At 68.0% G+C, this 17,088-nt stretch carries 16 protein-coding genes and 1 tRNA gene; 8 read left to right on the top strand and 9 right to left on the bottom strand.

Features of this window, described 5'->3' with window-relative positions:
* Positions 1-45 precede the first annotated feature (45 nt).
* The 6 genes from AC3AP7_RS27965 (at position 46) to AC3AP7_RS27940 (ending at position 6,687) form a co-directional block, all read left to right on the top strand.
* Positions 46-903 (top strand): SMP-30/gluconolactonase/LRE family protein, encoded by an 858-nt coding sequence (locus tag AC3AP7_RS27965; RefSeq protein ID WP_487365042.1) that lies wholly within the window; start codon positions 46-48, stop codon positions 901-903.
* 100 nt (positions 904-1,003) lie between these two features.
* Complete coding sequence (locus tag AC3AP7_RS27960; RefSeq protein WP_487363540.1) at positions 1,004-1,804, top strand: IclR family transcriptional regulator; 801 nt, start codon at positions 1,004-1,006, stop codon at positions 1,802-1,804.
* Positions 1,805-1,885: 81 nt separating this feature from the next.
* Positions 1,886-2,803, top strand: a complete 918-nt coding sequence (locus AC3AP7_RS27955) for a LysR substrate-binding domain-containing protein (protein WP_487363539.1) — start codon at positions 1,886-1,888, stop codon at positions 2,801-2,803.
* Between the two features lie 229 nt (positions 2,804-3,032).
* A complete protein-coding gene (locus AC3AP7_RS27950; protein WP_487363538.1) occupies positions 3,033-4,250 on the top strand; it encodes a CaiB/BaiF CoA transferase family protein in 1,218 nt (405 codons plus the stop codon).
* Complete coding sequence (locus AC3AP7_RS27945) at positions 4,247-5,233, top strand: hydroxymethylglutaryl-CoA lyase (RefSeq protein WP_487363537.1); 987 nt, start codon at positions 4,247-4,249, stop codon at positions 5,231-5,233. The genes AC3AP7_RS27950 and AC3AP7_RS27945 overlap by 4 nt, the downstream gene beginning before the upstream one ends.
* Positions 5,234-5,328: 95 nt before the next feature.
* Positions 5,329-6,687, top strand: coding sequence for an MFS transporter (locus tag AC3AP7_RS27940; protein WP_487363536.1), 1,359 nt, complete (start codon positions 5,329-5,331; stop codon positions 6,685-6,687).
* 58 nt (positions 6,688-6,745) lie between these two features.
* Here the strand turns inward: AC3AP7_RS27940 and AC3AP7_RS27935 are convergent, their stop codons facing one another.
* Entirely contained in the window at positions 6,746-7,783 is a 1,038-nt protein-coding gene (locus AC3AP7_RS27935; RefSeq protein WP_487363535.1) for a hypothetical protein, read from the bottom strand.
* 505 nt (positions 7,784-8,288) lie between these two features.
* Between AC3AP7_RS27935 and AC3AP7_RS27930 the strand changes: the two genes are divergently transcribed.
* Entirely contained in the window at positions 8,289-9,839 is a 1,551-nt protein-coding gene (locus tag AC3AP7_RS27930) for a methyl-accepting chemotaxis protein (RefSeq protein ID WP_487363534.1), read from the top strand.
* Between the two features lie 188 nt (positions 9,840-10,027).
* On the opposite strand, the gene AC3AP7_RS27925 is transcribed toward AC3AP7_RS27930, so the two are convergent.
* The 3 genes from AC3AP7_RS27925 to AC3AP7_RS27915 all read right to left on the bottom strand — a co-directional run bounded on the left by AC3AP7_RS27925 (position 10,028) and on the right by AC3AP7_RS27915 (position 11,354).
* A complete protein-coding gene (locus tag AC3AP7_RS27925; protein ID WP_487363533.1) occupies positions 10,028-10,222 on the bottom strand; it encodes a hypothetical protein in 195 nt (64 codons plus the stop codon).
* On the bottom strand, positions 10,219-10,572 hold the full coding sequence (locus tag AC3AP7_RS27920) for a hypothetical protein (RefSeq protein WP_488324840.1): 354 nt from the start codon (positions 10,570-10,572) through the stop codon (positions 10,219-10,221). Before AC3AP7_RS27920 ends, AC3AP7_RS27925 begins: the two co-directional genes overlap by 4 nt.
* A gap of 230 nt (positions 10,573-10,802) precedes the next feature.
* Positions 10,803-11,354 carry a DUF1697 domain-containing protein gene (locus tag AC3AP7_RS27915; RefSeq protein ID WP_487363532.1) on the bottom strand — a complete coding sequence of 184 codons (552 nt, stop codon included), beginning with the start codon at positions 11,352-11,354 and terminating at the stop codon, positions 10,803-10,805.
* Between the two features lie 291 nt (positions 11,355-11,645).
* Here AC3AP7_RS27915 and AC3AP7_RS27910 point away from each other — a divergent pair.
* Positions 11,646-11,722: transfer RNA gene (locus AC3AP7_RS27910), tRNA-Val, on the top strand.
* Positions 11,723-11,800: 78 nt separating this feature from the next.
* Here AC3AP7_RS27910 and AC3AP7_RS27905 read toward each other — a convergent pair.
* The 5 genes from AC3AP7_RS27905 to AC3AP7_RS27885 all read right to left on the bottom strand — a co-directional run bounded on the left by AC3AP7_RS27905 (position 11,801) and on the right by AC3AP7_RS27885 (position 17,087).
* Positions 11,801-12,424 (bottom strand): ATP-binding cassette domain-containing protein, encoded by a 624-nt coding sequence (locus tag AC3AP7_RS27905; protein ID WP_487363531.1) that lies wholly within the window; start codon positions 12,422-12,424, stop codon positions 11,801-11,803.
* A gap of 85 nt (positions 12,425-12,509) precedes the next feature.
* Positions 12,510-13,886 carry an amino acid permease gene (locus AC3AP7_RS27900; protein ID WP_487363530.1) on the bottom strand — a complete coding sequence of 459 codons (1,377 nt, stop codon included), beginning with the start codon at positions 13,884-13,886 and terminating at the stop codon, positions 12,510-12,512.
* A 458-nt stretch (positions 13,887-14,344) separates the two neighbouring features.
* Entirely contained in the window at positions 14,345-15,910 is a 1,566-nt protein-coding gene (locus tag AC3AP7_RS27895; protein WP_487363529.1) for an SH3 domain-containing protein, read from the bottom strand.
* 239 nt (positions 15,911-16,149) lie between these two features.
* On the bottom strand, positions 16,150-16,530 hold the full coding sequence (locus AC3AP7_RS27890) for a DUF2784 domain-containing protein (RefSeq protein ID WP_487363528.1): 381 nt from the start codon (positions 16,528-16,530) through the stop codon (positions 16,150-16,152).
* A gap of 116 nt (positions 16,531-16,646) precedes the next feature.
* A complete protein-coding gene (locus AC3AP7_RS27885) occupies positions 16,647-17,087 on the bottom strand; it encodes a hypothetical protein (RefSeq protein WP_487363527.1) in 441 nt (146 codons plus the stop codon).
* Between the last annotated feature and the right edge of the window lies 1 nt (position 17,088).

The raw sequence follows: 17,088 nt of genomic DNA, 5'->3' as shown, positions 1-17,088 counted from the left end.
TGGAGTGCGCTTGCGCCGGTCGTCACGACGGTTGTTCACACAACGATGCCGGATGCGCTGCGCAGGCACGGCGTCGTGTCGGAGTGGTCGCGCGCGAACAAGGGCGGCGAGCCGGTCGACTGTTTCATCGAAGGGCCGTGCTTCGATCCGCAGGGCAACCTCTACGTCGTCGACATTCCGCACGGCCGCATCTTCCAGATCGCGTCCGATCTGCAGTGGCGCGAGATCGCGGTGTACGACGGCGAGCCGAACGGGCTCGCGTGGCACCCGGAGCACCGTCTGATCGTGGCGGACTACCGCAACGGGCTGATGCGGCTCGATCCGGCGGACGGCGTCGTGCGGCCGCTGCTCGCGCGGCGCAACAGCGAGCGCTTCAAGGGCGTGAACGACCTGATCGTCGCGCGCAACGGCGACATCTACTTCACCGACCAGGGGCAAACCGGTCTGCACGATCCGACCGGGCGTGTGTACCGGCTCACGCCGCAAGGGCGTCTCGACTGCCTGATCGGCAACGGACCGAGCCCCAACGGACTCGTGCTCGACGCCCGGCAGAAGGTGCTGTTCGTCGCGATGACGCGCGACAACGCGGTCTGGCGCGTGCCGCTGCTGCCGGACGGCAGCGCGAGCAAGGTCGGACGCTTTGCGCAGTTCTACGGCGTGAGCGGCCCCGACGGTCTGACGATGGACGAGGACGGCAACCTGTTCGTCGCCCACGCGTCGCTCGGCGCGGTGTTCGTGCTGAACGCGCACGGCGAGGGGATCGCGAAGATCGCATCGTGCGCGGGACGCACGATCACGAACGTGACCTTCGGCGGCCCGCAGCAGCGCACGCTGTTCATCACGGATTCGAGCACCGGCTCGATCCTGCGCGCCGACTGGAGCGTGCCCGGACAGGTCGGGTAAAATCGCGTTCTGTCAGGCATAACGCCGCGCGGGCGCCACGAAGGCGGTGCGCGCGGCGCGCCCGCCTTTTCGTGTGCCGTCCTCGTCATGTTCCCCGCTCATGGCCGCTAGCCGTCCCCCTGCCGCCGCCGCCGCTGCCCCCGCCGTTGCCGCTGCCGCGCCGTCGGCCTCCCCCGACGGCGTCGCCGCGCTCGACCGCGCGTTCGCGATCCTGTTCGCGTTCCGCCCCGACGACAAGGGGCTGTCGCTGGCGGAGCTCGCCGCGCGCACCGGGCTCTACAAGAGCACGATCCTGCGGCTGATCGCATCGCTGACCCATCACCGGATGCTGCTGCGCGCCGACGACGGCCGCTACTACGTCGGCCCGGCGGCGCTGCAGCTCGGCGCGCTCTATCAGCGCGGGCTCAGGCTCGCCGACGTCGTGCTGCCGCTGATGCGCGCGCTGCGCGACCGCTGCGGCGAGAGCGTGTCGTTCTATGTGAAGCAGCAGAACCTGCGCGTGTGCCTGCATCGCGTGGACTCGACCCACGCGGTGCGCGACCATGTGCGCGAGGGCGACGTGCTGCCGATGGACAAGGGCTCGGGCGGGCGCGTGCTCAGCGCGTTCAGCGGCGCGCGCGGGGCGCTCTACGAGCAGGTCCGGCGCGACTGCTGCTACCTGTCGGTCGGCGAACGCGATGCCGACACCGCCGGCGTCTCGACGCCGGTTTTCTCGGCCGCGCAGCCGCTTGCGGGGACATTCACGCTCGCGGGGCCGAGCTCGCGCGTCGACGAGGCGCTGCTGCGCCGGATGCGCCAGCCGATGCTCGAAGCGTCGATCGAGGCGAGCGAGCGGCTGGGCGGCGACGCCACGCCGCTGCGCGCCGCGCTTGCCGCGCTCGCGGGCGAACGCGCGCGCTGAACGCCGCTCCGGCGGCCGGCGGGCACGCCGTGCGCACGCTGCTTCATAATGCGGCCATCACCGTGCCCGGAGCCTGCGTGCATGAACCTGCATCGTCTCGATCTCGTCTCGCTGTCCCTGTTCGCGCTCGTCGTGCGCAGCGGCAGCATCAGCAAGGGCGCCGAGCTGGCGCATCTCGCGGTCGGCGCCGCCAGCAAGCGGATCGCGGATCTCGAAGCGGCGATCGGCACCGGGCTGTTCGAGCGGCACTCGCGCGGCATCACGCTGACCGCCGCCGGCGAGGCGCTGCAGCGCCACGCGCAGCGCATCCTGAACGACATCGACCTGATGACGGCCGACATGTCGGACTATGCGTCCGGTGTCGTCGGCGTCGTGCGGCTGTGGGCGAACACGTCGGCGGTCACGCAGTTCCTGCCCGCCGACATCGCTGCGTTCAACGCGGCCAATCCGGCCATCCGCATCGAGCTCGACGAGCAGAACAGCGAGCAGGTCGCGCTCGCGGTGGTCGACGGCGCGGCGGATTTCGGCATCATGGCCGACCAGATGCCGACCCTCGGGCTGCAGACCGCGCCGTACCGCAAGGACCGTCTGGTGCTCGTCGTGCCGGGCGGGCATCCGCTCACGCAGCGCGCGTCGGTGTCGTTCGTCGACGCGCTCGAATTCGATTTCGTCAGCCTGTCGCGCGACACCTCGCTGGCGAGGCGGCTGCAGGCCGCGACCGCGTTTTCGGGCGGCCAGCTCAAGCTGCGCATCCAGGTGCGCAGTTTCGATGCGATGTGCCTGATGGTGGCCGCCGGGCTCGGCATCGCCGTGCTGCCCGACGCCGCCGTGCAGCCGCACCTGCGCTCGATGCACCTGCACCGGATCGCGCTCGCCGAAGACTGGGCGCATCGCGCGCTGCTCATCTGCGCGCGCGATCTGCACGCACTGCCGAAGCCCGCGCGGCTGCTCGTCAATCATCTGATGCGCGCGACGCCGGATGCGGCGCCCGCGGGTTGACCGGCTGCCCGCCCGCTTTCGCGATCCACGAAGGCTAGGTTCCGCACTGTCGCATTCCGCGCGCGCGCCGGCGGGCGGACAATGCGTTCGTACCGGGAGCCGCCGCATCGTCCCGCCGGCGCTCGCCCGGACCCATGCGGCGAGCGACGCCGGGCCGGCGCGCCGTCCGCGAGCCCCGGCTCCCCGACGAGCCTCTTTTGAATCCGGCCGCAGCACAAGGAGTGTCACGATGAACGGTCCATTTTCCCTGCCGGCCTCGCCGGCCGCGCTCAAGGGCGTGCGCGTGATCGAGATGGGCCAGCTGATCGCCGGTCCGTTCGCCGGCAAGACGCTCGGCGAGTTCGGCGCGGACGTCATCAAGATCGAGCCGCCGGGGGCGGGCGACCCGCTGCGCAACTGGCGTCTGATGAAGGACGGCACGTCCGTCTGGTGGCAGGTGCAGTCGCGCAACAAGCGCTCGGTCGCGCTCGATCTGCGCAGCGCCGAAGGCCAGGAGATCGCGCGCACGCTGATCGCCGAGGCCGACGTGCTGATCGAGAACTTCCGCCCGGGCACGCTCGAAGGCTGGGGCATGAGCTACGCGCAGCTTGCCGCGGTGAATCCGCGTCTCATCATGCTGCGCATTTCCGGTTACGGTCAGAGCGGACCGTACCGCGATCTGCCGGGCTTCGGCTCGATCGGCGAGGCGATGGGCGGGCTGCGTCATCTGACCGGCGAGCCGGGCCGCGTGCCGGTGCGCTGCGGCATTTCGATCGGCGACACGCTCGCCGCGCTGCATGGCGTGATCGGCGTGCTGACCGCGCTCTATCATCGCGATGCGAACGGCGGCCAGGGGCAGGTGATCGACGTCGCGCTTCACGAGGCGGTCTTCAACGTGATGGAGAGCCTGATTCCCGAGTACAGTGCGTTTGGCGTCGTGCGCGAAGCGGCCGGCAGCGCGCTGCCCGGCATCGCGCCGTCCAGCGCGTACCGCTGCACCGACGGCTACGTGCTGATCGCCGGCAACGGCGACAGCATCTTCCGCCGGCTGATGAGCGCGATCGGCCGCTGCGATCTCGCGGACGACCCCGCGCTCGCGAACAACGCGGGCCGCGTCGAGCGGGTCGACGAGCTGGACCGCGCGATCGAAGCGTGGACCGCGCCGCGATCGACCGAGGTCGTGCTGGCCGTGCTCACCGAAGCGCGCGTGCCCGCCGGCAAGATCTACACCGCGCGCGACATTGCGGAAGACCCGCATTACCGCGCACGCGACATGATCGTGCGGCAGACGACGCGCGACGGCTACGAAGTCGACGTGCCGGGCATCGTGCCGAAGCTGATGGGCACGCCGGGGGCGGTGCGCTCGTCCGCGCCGAAGCTCGGCGACGACACCGATGCCGTGCTGCGCGAAATCGGTCTGTCCGAGAGCCGGATCGCAGAACTGCGTGAAAAAGGAGCGATTGCATGAGCATCTGGAACGGTGACGAGCGGCGTGTCTTCCTGCAGGAAGTCGGCACCCGCGACGGCTTCCAGTCCGAGGACGCGTTTGTCGACACGCGGGAAAAGATCGCGCTGATCGACGCGCTGTCCGCGACCGGCATGGCGAAGATCGAGGTGACCGCGTTCGTGTCGCCGCAGGCCATTCCCGCGCTGCGCGACGCGGAGATCGTGCTGCGCGAGATCGCGCGCAAGCCGGGTGTCGTCTACACCGCGCTCGTGCCGAACCTGCGCGGCGCGGAGCGTGCGATCGACGCGCGCGCCGACGAACTGAACCTCGTGATGTCGGCGACGGAAAGCCACAACCTCGCGAATCTCAGGATGACGCGCGAGCAGTCGTTCGCGGGTCTCACGCAGGTCGCCGCGCTCGCGCGCGGGGCCGGGCTGCCGGTCAACATCTCGCTGTCGTGCGTGTTCGGCTGCCCGATGGAGGGCGACGTGCCGAGCGCAACCGTGCTCGGCTGGGTGCAGCGCTTCGTCGATGAAGCGGGCGCGCGCGGCGTCACGCTGTGCGATACGACCGGCATGGCGTATCCGCGCCAGGTCGCGGAGCTGACTGCGCTGTGCGTTGCGCGCTGGCCGCAGACGGAATTCACGCTGCATTTTCATAACACGCGCGGCATGGGGCTCGCCAACGTGCTCGCCGCCATCGACGCGGGCGCGAACCGCTTCGACGCGTCGCTCGGCGGCATCGGCGGCTGCCCGTATGCGCCGGGTGCGAGCGGCAACGTGTGCAGCGAGGAAATCGTGCATGCGCTCGAACTGATGGGCTACGACACCGGCGTCGATCTGGCTGCGCTGCTCGACGCGGCCAGACGTCTGCCGGCGCTGATCGGCCACGATACGCCGAGCCAGATCGTGAAAGCCGGGCGCCGGCTCGATCTGCATCCGCTGCCGGCCGATTTCGCGGCCATCCGCGAGCGCGCGCTGCAGCGCGACGCCGCCGCGCGGTAGCGCGGCCGCGCATCCATCCGGCCCGGCGGAACGACAACGACAACGACAACGACAGGCACAGCGAGCGCCGGGCCTCATTCCCAGGAGACACGACCATGCAGGACACCCCCATCGCGCACACGGCAAAGACGCGCTGGACCGACGGACTGACCGGGACGCACTGGCGCGTGCTGCGCGGCGGCTTCCTCGGCTGGATTTTCGACGGCTTCGAGGCGCTTGCGCTCGTCGTCGTCCTCGCGCCGATGCTCAAATCGGTGCTGACGCCCGAGCAGGCGCTGTCGACGCCGGTCTACGCCGGCGGCGTGATCGGCATCACGCTGCTCGGCTGGGGCGTGGGCGGGCTCGTCGGCGGCATCCTGGCCGACTACGTCGGGCGCCGCCGCATGATGCTGTGGTCCGTGTTCCTGTATGCGCTGCTGTCGGGCCTGACCGCGCTGTCGACCACGTTCGCCGCGCTGTGCACGCTGCGCTTTTTGACCGGCCTCGCGATGGGCAGCGAGTGGAGCACCGGCGTCGCGCTCGTGTCGGAGACGTGGCCCGAACATGCGCGCGCCAAGGGTGCGGGTTTTCTGCAGTCGGGTTTCGGCTGGGGCACGCTGCTCGCAGCGGTGGTCTGGTACGCGCTGGCGTCGACGCATCCGCTCGGCGCGGAGACGTGGCGCCTGATGTTCGTCGTCGGCGCGCTGCCGGCGTTTTTCGTGCTTTACCTGCGGCGCGGCTTGAGCGAGTCGGAGAAGTGGCGCGAGGCGGTGCGGCAAAAGCGCTGGAACGCGACGGCCGAGAGCGCGGCGTCGTCCGCCGTGGCGGACGGCCGCGCCGGGCGGCGGCCGTTTACGCTCCGGCAGCTGTTCACGGAACGCGAAGCGCTGCGCCGCACGCTGCTGACGACGCTGCTGTCGATCGTCGCGACGACCGGCTGGTGGGCGATTTCGAGCTGGCTGCCGACCTTTACCGTGGCGCTCGCGAAGGCGACCGGCGCGGCCAGTCCGCTCGCGTGGGGCTCGCGGATCTCGATCATCTACACGGCGGGGGCGATCGTCGCGTATCTCGCGTCGGGCTTCCTCGTCGACGCATTGGGACGGCGCGCGTTCCTGTGCATGACCTTTGCCGGCTCGCTGGCCGCGACGATCATCACGTACCACTACACGGCGACGCTGGCCGGCATGATCGTGATCGCGCCGATCAACGGCTTCTTCACGCTCGGTTGCGCGTATGCATGGATGGCGATCTATCCGTGTGAGCTGTTCACGTCGACGGTGCGCTCGACGGCGATCAGCTTCGTGTTCAACGCGGCGCGTCTGATCGCGTGGGTCTTCCCGATCCTGTCCGGCTCGATGATCAAGGCGTTCGGCGGCGTGTCGCATGCGGCGCTGATCATGAGTTCGTGCTATCTGCTCGGGATCGTCCTGCCGTGGTTTTTGCCGGAGACGCGCGGCAAGGGCATGCCGGGCTGAGCGGCGCGCGGCGCGCCGGGCGCCGCCGGTTTCGCGCGATGCGTGCCTGACACCTCGCCTAGAAGCGGTAGCCGATGCCGCCGAGATAGATGTCGCTGTCCTTGTCGTAGCTCGTCATCACGCGGTTCCAGGTGGCGCGGATGCGCCAGTGCCGGGTCACCGCATACGAGGCCGACATCGACAGCAGTACCGAAACCCGTCCGCCGGTATCGGAGCCGCCCTTCACGCGGCGCGTGTCGAGCGCGTAGTAGGGACCCGCGCCCACGCCGAGACTCAGCCGGTTATCGAGGAAGCTGCGCCGCAGCCAGACTTGCGCGGCCGCGCCGGAGCGCGTGTCGAGCGGCGTGTGGCCCTCGTTGATCCAGCTGAGCGTAGCGTCGAACAGCGGGCTGAAGCCGTGCCGGTATTCGAAGCCATACGCGAACGCACCCGGCGAGCGCAGGCTGTTCAGTTCGGTATGGCCGGCCATCGCGGTGATCTGGTTGCCGCTCGACGCACGCTCATCGTCGCCGCTGCCGCCGTCGCTGCCGCCGCCCGCCAGCGGGCCGGGTCCGTTCGGCGCGTCGAGTTCGTAGCCGATTCCGAACATCGCGCTGAACGTGTTATAGGTTCGCGGGACGAGAATTTCGTTCAGCCGCACTTCGTAGAACAGGCGCGCGCTCGTGTACCACGTGGCCGATGCGCTGAAGACCGGTGCGAGGCCGTGGCTGTCGACATACGGCTGGTTGTCGGTGGCGGCGATGGTGTCGAAGAAGTAGTAGACGCCCGCGCCCGCGGCCAGCGACAGCCGCCGGTCGAAGAACGTGCCGCGCCGCCAGTATTGCAGCGCGAAGCCGTCGCGGTGGTTGTCGCGGATGTGGCCTTCGTTGAGCCACGAGTAGCTCAGGCCGTCGTGTTCGTCGAGCGCCTGCAGATACGCGAAGCCCCATGCATAGGTCGACTCGCCCGGCAGATCCGAACGCAGCCATCCGCCGAGCACCGACACTTCCTGCGCGTGAAGCGCGCCCGCAAACGCGAGGCCGCCCAGCGCGGCACACCACTTCGACGCGCGGGAGTGCGGCGCCTGCCTGCCGGTCGCCTGAGTCTGCCTGTTCAACGACGTCCCCCGCTCGTTACGCTCCGTTCGCGACGCCCGAAGTCGGGGCGTCATGCGGAGTGTATCGTCGAACAGGCGGCTTCGAGAGAAGGCGTCCGTTGCGCCGTAAACGGTTGTAACCGGATGTGGAGGGGCAAAACGGGGCGGCGGCACGGATGACCCGGGACGCGCCCGTGAGCCCGTGTGCCGCGCGGTCGTATTGTTGCGCGTGGCGAAAATATTCGGTAATCAACCGGGTCGACGGCGCGGCGGAGGGGCGGCCGCGATCGCGGCTGGCGGGCGCGCGACGGCGCTCGCGCAAGGCGTGCCGATACCGCCATGCGGCGCAATGATGAACGGGGGGCAGACGTATCATGAAATGATCTAAACCCGCTATTGGGTCGCATCGCGGGAGGCGCGGCGGCCTTCTGCGCTGTATGCGTGTACCCCTAAAGATTTTCGCGGAATCGTCCGTTATTGCTGCGCAGTGGCAAACCTAATGTGCCGACCAACCGACGGAGTGCCCGTGAAATTGTCCTTCAGCCAGAAGCTCTGGCTTCCCCTGATTCTGAGTCTCGTACTGGTTACCGTGCTGTCGGTGCTCGACGCATGGCGGATCCGCGAAGTCCGTTACGACGAACGGAAAACTGATCTGATTCATGCGACGCAACTCGGGATTGCCACCGTGAAAGCGTTTGCCGACGAAGCGGCGGCAGGCACGATCAGCGTCGACGAAGCGAAAAAGCGCGCACTCGATGCGATTCGTGCCGCGCGCTACGGCACGGACGGCACGGGCTACTTCACCGTGATGGATTTTCAGCCCGTCGTGCTGATGCATCCGTTCCACCCGGAAATGCAGGGCAAGAACGTGGACGGCTATACGGATCCCAACGGCGTGGCACTTTACCGCGAGACTGTCGCAATCGTGCGTCGCGACGGCGGCGGGTTCGTGCGTTATTCGTTTTCCAAGCCCGGCGCGAGCGGAGTCTTTCCGAAGGTATCCTATGCGGCTGCGTTCGCGCCATGGGGCTGGATCTTGCAGACCGGCGCCTACATCGACGACATCGACGCGGCGTTTCGCGCGTCGCTGTACCGCAGTCTCGGCGTGCTGTTGTTCGCCGCCGTCGTGCTCGCGGCGGTCGTGGTGTGGGTCAATCGCGGCATTCTGCGTGCGCTCGGCGGTGATCCTGCATACGCAGTCGATATCGCCAGCCGGATCGCCGACAATGATTTGAGCGTCGTGGTCGAGATCGCGCCAAACGACCAGGCCAGCCTGCTGTACTCGATGAAACGCATGCAGCAGCAACTGGGCGCAATGATCCGCGCTATCCATTTGTCGAGCGAATCGATTGCGTCCGCCGTGTCGCAGATCGCCGCGGGCAACCAGGATCTGTCGCAGCGCACGGAGCAGCAGGCTGCATCGTTGCAGGAGACGGCTTCCAGCATGGAGGAACTGACCTCGACGGTCACGCACAACGCGGACAACGCGCGCGAGGCGAGCCACATCGTGTCGGTGGCGATGGATACCGCGCAGCGCGGCGGCGGCGTCGTGCAGCAGGTGGTCGACACGATGAGCGGCATCAACGCGAGTTCGGACCGGATTGCCGACATTGTCGGCACGATCGAAAGCATTGCGTTCCAGACCAACATTCTCGCGCTGAACGCGGCCGTCGAAGCGGCACGCGCCGGAGAACAGGGGCGGGGCTTTGCCGTGGTGGCCTCCGAGGTGCGCTCGCTTGCGCAGCGCACGGCATCCGCGTCGCGGGAGATCAAGGCGTTGATCGGGGATTCGGTACAGCGTGTGAAGGAGGGCGCGCAGTTCGTCGGCATGGCCGGCACGACGATGCAGGAGATCGTGCAGTCCGTGAAGCACGTGGCCGATATTGTGAACGAGATTGCGGCGGCGTCGGCCGAGCAGAGCAAGGGCATCGGCCAGGTGAGCCAGGCGGTGACGCAGATGGATACCGTCACGCAGCAGAACGCGGCGCTCGTCGAAGAAGCGGCCGCAGCGGCGATGTCGCTCAAATCGCAGGCCGATGATCTGCGTTCGAACGTGACGCGCTTCAGGCTCGCGTAGCGGAGGGCATGGCGTGCGCGTAATGGCGTCGCGCGCAGCGGCTTGCATGGAGAATGCGCGGGGCCGCGCTGCCGCCCGGACAGCGCGTGCAGGCGAAGCACGGTGTTCCCGTTTCCCATCGCCATGTGGACGGTTCCCGTTCCGCTGACGTCAACATGGTTGAGTCAGCAACGGAACAGGACGGGACACTAGCCGTGCCGGTCCTTCTCCATGCGACGCATTCGTTTTTTCAATCTGTGGTTCTGGACCGCCAGTGCGACAAGCACAACGACTGTCGCGGCCGGAAAAAACCATCTCCCGGAGTAATGCAGCACGACCCACGCGAACGCTGCCAGGGCTAATGCCGTGGAGAGCAGCGCTACCGTATCCACAACCTTGTTCATGCCACAGCCTTTCGAGGGACGTAGGCGCGTTGCGCATAGCGTCGCGAGTGAGGCCCTGGGTTGAATACATCAGGGTACAACTGGAGCACCTCGTAAACGTTCGCGGGAATGTCCACATGGTTTCTTGCTGCCCATAGCCTGACAGACTGGCCCACTCCGGCAATGCTGGCTTTGCAGGCGATTTCCGTGCCACTGGCTACCATCAAACTACCCACTACGGCCCCTGCATAGAATGTGGCGCTGATGGCCGCCGCCACCGCCAGCAACTCAAGTCCGGTCGTCGCGCCAATCAGTTCGCCAACGGTAGCATTCGGGCCCAATGTATTGAGCGTGCCAAGGATCGTCGCCAACGTGCCGGTGGCGGTCTGCTAGACATCGAACAGCGAGGTGGGGGCGGGCAGGCCAAGCGCCTGCATGTTTTCCCTGAAGGCGCTGTAAAAGGTTGTACATGTGGCCATGCTGAATCCTGTTGAAGAAAGGAATCCCGGTTTTACCACAGGAAATTTTTGGGGCGGCACCCGGAACGTCACCGAGTGTCCCCCCGTTGTTAGCTTCTGTCCCTGCGTTTGCGCGCGCCGCGCTACCGCCCGGACATCGCGTGCAGGCGAAGCACGGTGTTCCAGTTGCGTGCGGTAGATGTGACGCCGAGCGCGCGATCGACGGCTTGCGTGGTGAACTTGCTGTCCGCGGCGCCGTCCGGCAGATGCAGGTACACCGTGTCGCCGTCCAGATGGAAGCGGTCGCGCCGCGCCGGGTATTTCGCCACGATCTGCGCGAGCGCGTCGATACCCGACGCGGCGGGCGCGGCCGACAGAAACATCGCGTGGACGCGGCTGCCGTCGGCGGCCGCCTGCGCGTCGAACGGATTGCCGGCGATCACGCGCGTCAGCGCGTCATGGGTGCGCACGACGACCGGCACCGGCGTGCCCATGTGTTCGAGCAGCGCGCGCGCCACGGCGCGCTCGACGCCTGCGGCGGCGCCGTTTGCATCGACGACGGCGTTGCCGCTCTGGATATAGGTCTCGACGTGACCATAGCCGAGCCCTTCGAGCAGACGCCGGAAGTCGGCCATCGGGAGTTTGCCGGTAGCGCCGACGTTGACGGCACGCAGCAGGATCACAAAAGCCGGCATGACGGCTCCGCGGAACGAGGATTGACTCGGGACCTTATGTGAACACGCGACCGATTGCAAGCGGGATGCGAGCGGGCTGCAAGCGGGACGACGGACCGCGAGCATGCAGAAAACGCGGCGTCAGGCGATCGCTTCCGAACAGCACGAGCGCGGGAGGCAATCCGCCCTTCGATGTGCGGACGATGCAGACGCTTCGGTCCTGCCGCCGCCAGCCAGATGACGCCGATGACGCCGATGACGCGAGGGCCCTTGTGCGGCGCACGACGAGTCTCTATAATTCGCGCCTTCGACAGGCTCGTAGCTCAGTTGGTTAGAGCACCACCTTGACATGGTGGGGGTCGTTGGTTCGAATCCAATCGAGCCTACCAACGCACATTCCCGATGGACCCAATCCGCGCACCGCTTTCGGTCAACGAAAGCGGTGCGCGGAGCGCATGCCGTCCGGCTCAGTGACGCTTGCGCAGATCCGCGAAGCGGATCGGCTGCGCGCCGCACGCATCGGTAAACGCCGTGTCGTGGCTGCAGAAAAACACCGTCCGTTGACGGCCCAGCGCGCGGAACAGATCGATCAGCGCCGGGCGGGCTGCGGCATCGAGCCCGGCGGTGGGCTCGTCGACGATCACCACCGCCGGCTGGCCGATTGTCGCGGCGCTCAGGAAGAACTTCTTGCGCGTCCCGAACGACATCTGTTCGAAGCGCTTGCTCCGGTGCGCAGCAAGCCCGAAGCGTTCGATCAGGCCGGCCGTCGCGTCGTCGAGGGGCGCGCGCCGCGCGGCGGCCACGCGTTCGAGATAGGCTTGCCCGGTTAGCGTCGGATACGCGATGCAGTCTTCCGGCACGTACGCGAGCAACGCTTTCGCGCGTTCAGACGCGGTGCGCAGCGAATGGCCGTCGATCCAGACATCGCCCGCGTCCGGCGCGCACTCGCCGGCAAGCACGGCGAGCAGTGTCGACTTGCCGCTCCCCATCTCGTCGTTGAGCGCGACGCAGCCGGCGTCTGTCCGATAGTGGAGGTCCTGAAAGACGAGGTGATCGCCGTAGCGTTTGCAGAGATGTTCGAAGCGAAGCATGACGGGCAAGGGGGCGGGTAGAGCGCGCGCCGGCAGGCGCGCGATACCGGCAAGTGTAGCAGTACGTCCGCCCGGCGAAGGCGCGCTAGAACTCCGGCGAACCCGACGCGGCGGCCCGCCCCGGCCGCATCGACATGCTGTACGCGAGCGCGAGCAGCACCAGCCACGCCATGCCGACATACAGCGCGACGCGCGTGTTCTCGAAGTAGCCGAGTACGCCGATCACGCAGACCATGAACGCGATGGCGATGCACGGTCCGAGCGGCCACATCGGCACGCGAAAGCGCAGCTTGTGCGCCTCGGCCGGCGACAGGCGGCGACGCAGCGCCACCTGCGACAGCAGGATCATCAGCCACACCCAGACCGTCGCGAAAGTCGCGATGGCCGCGATCACGAGGAACACGCGCTCCGGCATCACGACGTTCAGCACGACGCCGACGAGCAGCGCGCCCCCCATCGCGAGCACCGTGACCCAGGGCACGCCGTGCTTCGAGGTCTTGCCGAATGCGGCCGGCGCCTGTCCTTGCTGCGCCATCCCGTACATCATGCGGCCAGCGCCGAAGATGTCGCTGTTGATGGCCGAGACCGCCGCGCTGATGACGACCAGATTCAGGATCGTCGCAGCCGAGGATACGCCGAGCCCCGAGAAGATCTGCACGAACGGGCTGCCCTGGTTGCCGATCCGGTTCCACGGGAAGAGGGCCATCAGCACGACCATCGTCAGCACGTAGAACAGCAGGATGCGCCACGGCACCGTGCGGATCGCCTTTGGAATCACCTGCCCGGGGTCTTTCGCCTCACCCGCGCTCATGCCGATCACTTCGATGCCGCCATACGCGAAGATCACGACCGCCAGCGACTCCACGAGCCCCGCGCCGCCATGCGGAAAGAAGCCGCCGTGCGACCACAGGTTGTGCAGGCCGGCCGACGCGTCGATGCCCGAGCGGCCGCCGATCAGCAGCAGCGCGCCGCCGCCCGCGATCATCGCGATCACCGCGGCGACCTTGATGATCGACAGCCAGAACTCCATTTCGCCGAACACCTTCACGTTGCACAGGTTGATGCCGCAAATGATCAGCACGATGCCGAGCACCCAGATCCACTGCGGCACGCCCGGAAACCAGAAGGCCATGTAGATGCCGAATGCGGTGATGTCCGCGATCGCGACGATGACCATCTCGAACGTATAGGTCCAGCCGGTCACGAATCCCGCGAGCGGCCCGAGATTGTCGGTGGCGTATTGCCCGAACGAACCGGATACCGGCTGATGGACCGCCATTTCGCCGAGCGCGCGCATCACCATGTAGACCATCGCGCCCGCGAGCAGATAGGCGAGGATCACGCTGGGGCCGGCAAGCTGGATCGCGGATGCCGAGCCGTAGAAGAGCCCGGTGCCGATGGCCGAACCGAGCGCGAGGAAGCGGATGTGACGCGCGCCCAGATGGCGTTGCAATGCTTTCATCTTGTCTCCACGAAATAACTGTTTCTGACGGCTCGCGGTCTGCCACGGATTGCTCGCAGGCGCGATGGAGATCAAATTGTATAGACAAGATATTGTCAGGATGGCTAATGGATTACCCCTGGTGCGATGCGGGGCGCAAGCGCGGAGTGGCGCGCGCAAGCGTGGACAAGGGTCCGGCGGCCGACGCGATGCGCACTGGATCAATAAAAAGGATAACTGATCATTTTGATTGTGAAAAAATGTTAGCGTGACCGGTTGAGTTTTCGCCTGGCGAGCGGGCGTTCAGCGATGAGCGGGCGTGACGAAGGTTCACCAGGCGAGGCCTGCGGCGAAGAGCATGAACCGGGCGCCGCGCACGTCAGGCGGGCGCGTTTGGGGCGCGTTCGGGGCGCGTGTAGGGCGCGTGTGGGGCGCGCGGCCCGCGACTTTTGCGAGCCGCTCCCCGCCCCCCCTACCGCTCAGCTAGCCGGATTGTCGTCATCCGGCGGCGTCGCCGGGCCGGCCGCGGGCGAGCCGAGAATGCTGATCCGGAAAACGGACGTCGCCGCGAGCGAGATCAGGCTCGGGTCCTCGGGGACCGTCGCGAGCAGCGGCATGATCACCGAGCCGCCGATCACCGCGCGGCGGCTGTTGTCCGCGGGCCGCAGCCCCCACACGTCCTGATAGACGAGCGGCACGACCTGATGGTCGTATGTCGTGGTGCCGAGGTACAGCATCACGTGCCCGCCGATGTAGATCAGCGTGCGCATCGGCACGCCGTGGCGCACCAGATACGCGAGCCGCTCGGGCGGGGTGGCGTCGGACAGGTCGGTCATTGCGCCCGCGCTCATCTGCGTCGACGAGTGACGCGGCAGCCAGACGCCGAACGTGGCGAAGATGCTTTGCAGTTCCGACGAGCAGTCGTTGTAGAACCCGGTGTTGCCCCAGCCGTACGGGCGGCCGATCAGGTTCTTCATCAGCGTGGCCAGGTGCCGCGGCGTCGCGCTCCATGGCGCAAGCACGGCGTCGCCCGCGGCAAGCGGCGCGATGCGGGCAATCGCATGGCCGTCGACGTCGCGCGCCGGCACCATCACGTCGAGTTGCGCGGCGCTGCTGCCGGGCGCAACCGGCAGCAGCGTGCCGGCCGGCGCCGCGAAGCGGAACACGCCATCGTTGTCGCGCACCGGCGCGGATGCCGCGATCACCGCCGCGAGCTGCGCGTGGGCCGCGCCGCGCCAGGTGTCGACGAAGTCATCGCTGACGAGGCCGACCTTGCCGCTCGCCACCCAGCCTTGCACGTCCGGCGTCTGCACGTAGTCCCACGCGCCGTCGACACTGCTGCCGAGCACGTACAGCGGCGTGCCCGGCCGCGCCGCGGAAATCTGCAGGTTGTCGAACGGATAGCCTTCCCCGGCGAGCCGGTGGCTGTAGAACGACGGGTCCATCGTCGGCAGCTCGCGGATCAGCACGTTGCCGGTGGCGATTGCGCGGCGCGCAGGCCGATAGTGCGGATCGCGCTCGAACTGCGCGACATCCATGTTGCGCGCGATCGCATCGATCCAGGCCTGCGTGTGCGGGCGGAAGTTCTGACCGTAGCCGATTTCGCGCGCCGTTTTGCCGGCGTTGGTGAAGCGCTCGATCCGGCGCTGCTGCAGATCGGCGATGTCCTCGCCGTCGCTGCTGTAGACGCGCTGATCGACGTATGCAGGATTCCACGGCGAAGGATCGTGCGCGCCGGTGCCGAAGTAGCGCGCGACGAGCTCCGCATACTGGCGCTGCTGATCGGCGGCGTCGAGAAACGGCGTGTCGTAGCCGGGGCTGGCCGGGTCGAGCCAGTGGTCGACCTGCAGGTCGTCCGGGTTGAGCGGAAAGAGGCCGACCGGGTCCACATAGGGATGCACGGCGGGCGGCTGCGGCGCCGTGGTGCAGGCGGCCAGCGTCGCGGCGCCGAGCGCGGCGGCGCATAGCCGCGCGGCGAGGCGCGCGCGCGCCGTGCGGCTGGGAAAACGGAGCGAGTCGAAGCGGGACGTGGCGGCAACGGACATGAGGTGCGAGTGTGAATGACCGAGGTGCAGATGATACGACGCCGCGCGCCGTTGCCGTTCAAACCGTGCGCCGCTGCGTGCTTGCTGCCTGCTTGTCACCCGTGTGTCACCCGCGTGTTACCCGCTTGTCGCCCGCGTGTCACCTGTTTGTCGACTGTGCTGCCGGCTTGCAGCGTGCTTGCCGCGCGGCGCCTGCGGCCGCGCAAGGCGGTCGTTCGCGCGGGCCATCCGCGCGTGCGTCAACGCCTTCTGCGCACGGGCGGAATTCCCCAGAACGTGAGCAGCACCGCGAGCGCAAAGAGAAGGTAAGCGGCGGTGAACATCCAGCCGGGCAGCGCATGGAACAGCAGGCGGTCCTCCCAGCGCTGGATGCACCCTTCGGTGCCGGTTGACCCGTTGCGCAGCCAGTCTTCGAGCACGGTCAGCGGACACGGAATACCCAGTGCCGACAGCGCGGCGACGCAGCCGATCGCGACGAGGTGCACGCCGCGCAGCGTCGGCTGGCGCACCCAGCGCCAGCCGCGCGCCGCGCCGATCCACACCGCCGGCAGCATCGTCACGATGAAGCCGGCGAGCAGCGCGTGCCCGACGAGCACGGCATCGGCGAGGAGACGGTTCATGGCGGCGGCGTATCGTGGCGTATCGCGGTGTATCGCGGTGTATCGCAAGGCGGGGCAGGCCGGCGCGCACGCCGGCCTGCGTGCGCGCACGCCGCCAGGCCGCGCGGTGCGCGCCGCTACTGCGGCGTCGGCACGGCGCCCGGCGCGCCGGGCGGCGCGGCCCGCGGTGCGCGGTTCACCTCCGCGATATCTTCGCCGAGGCTCGTGCGCAGTGTCGCGATTGCCTGATCGGGGTGGGCGGGCTTCAGTTCCTCGCGCGCCAGTGCGTCATAGACGAAATGACGCAGCATCGGATCCTGCGTCCGGTTCAGCACATCATGATAGACCGCGATCATTTCGCCGTCGCGGCCTGTCATCGCGTACAGCCGGTGCAGTTGTTCGAGATCGTTGACCACCGCGAAGCGCGGGCCGTGCGGCGGCGCGAACCCCGCGCCCGGGGGCGGCGGCATGTGTTCCGGCGGCGCCGGCGGCGCGAGGGGCGCGCCCTGGGCGAAAGCGGAGGTCGCGGCGGCGACGAGAAGGGCGGCGATTGCCGCGTTGAGCAGGTGCTGTTTCATC

Source organism: Paraburkholderia sp. PAMB 6770, assembly GCF_057748135.1.
Note: the sequence above shows the minus strand (reverse complement) of the source record. Positions and strands in the feature narration are given on the sequence as shown.

Bases quoted from the DNA above. Each gene is read 5' to 3' on its own strand.
- AC3AP7_RS27965 (WP_487365042.1), top strand. From the start codon at position 46: ATGCCGGATGCGCTGCGCAGGCACGGCGTCGTGTCGGAGTGGTCGCGC.
- AC3AP7_RS27960 (WP_487363540.1), top strand. From the start codon at position 1,004: ATGGCCGCTAGCCGTCCCCCTGCCGCCGCCGCCGCTGCCCCCGCCGTT.
- AC3AP7_RS27955 (WP_487363539.1), top strand. From the start codon at position 1,886: ATGAACCTGCATCGTCTCGATCTCGTCTCGCTGTCCCTGTTCGCGCTC.
- AC3AP7_RS27950 (WP_487363538.1), top strand. From the start codon at position 3,033: ATGAACGGTCCATTTTCCCTGCCGGCCTCGCCGGCCGCGCTCAAGGGC.
- AC3AP7_RS27945 (WP_487363537.1), top strand. From the start codon at position 4,247: ATGAGCATCTGGAACGGTGACGAGCGGCGTGTCTTCCTGCAGGAAGTC.
- AC3AP7_RS27940 (WP_487363536.1), top strand. From the start codon at position 5,329: ATGCAGGACACCCCCATCGCGCACACGGCAAAGACGCGCTGGACCGAC.
- AC3AP7_RS27925 (WP_487363533.1), bottom strand. From the start codon at position 10,222: ATGAACAAGGTTGTGGATACGGTAGCGCTGCTCTCCACGGCATTAGCC.
- AC3AP7_RS27915 (WP_487363532.1), bottom strand. From the start codon at position 11,354: ATGCCGGCTTTTGTGATCCTGCTGCGTGCCGTCAACGTCGGCGCTACC.
- AC3AP7_RS27905 (WP_487363531.1), bottom strand. From the start codon at position 12,424: ATGCTTCGCTTCGAACATCTCTGCAAACGCTACGGCGATCACCTCGTC.
- AC3AP7_RS27900 (WP_487363530.1), bottom strand. From the start codon at position 13,886: ATGAAAGCATTGCAACGCCATCTGGGCGCGCGTCACATCCGCTTCCTC.
- AC3AP7_RS27895 (WP_487363529.1), bottom strand. From the start codon at position 15,910: ATGTCCGTTGCCGCCACGTCCCGCTTCGACTCGCTCCGTTTTCCCAGC.
- AC3AP7_RS27890 (WP_487363528.1), bottom strand. From the start codon at position 16,530: ATGAACCGTCTCCTCGCCGATGCCGTGCTCGTCGGGCACGCGCTGCTC.
- AC3AP7_RS27885 (WP_487363527.1), bottom strand. From the start codon at position 17,087: ATGAAACAGCACCTGCTCAACGCGGCAATCGCCGCCCTTCTCGTCGCC.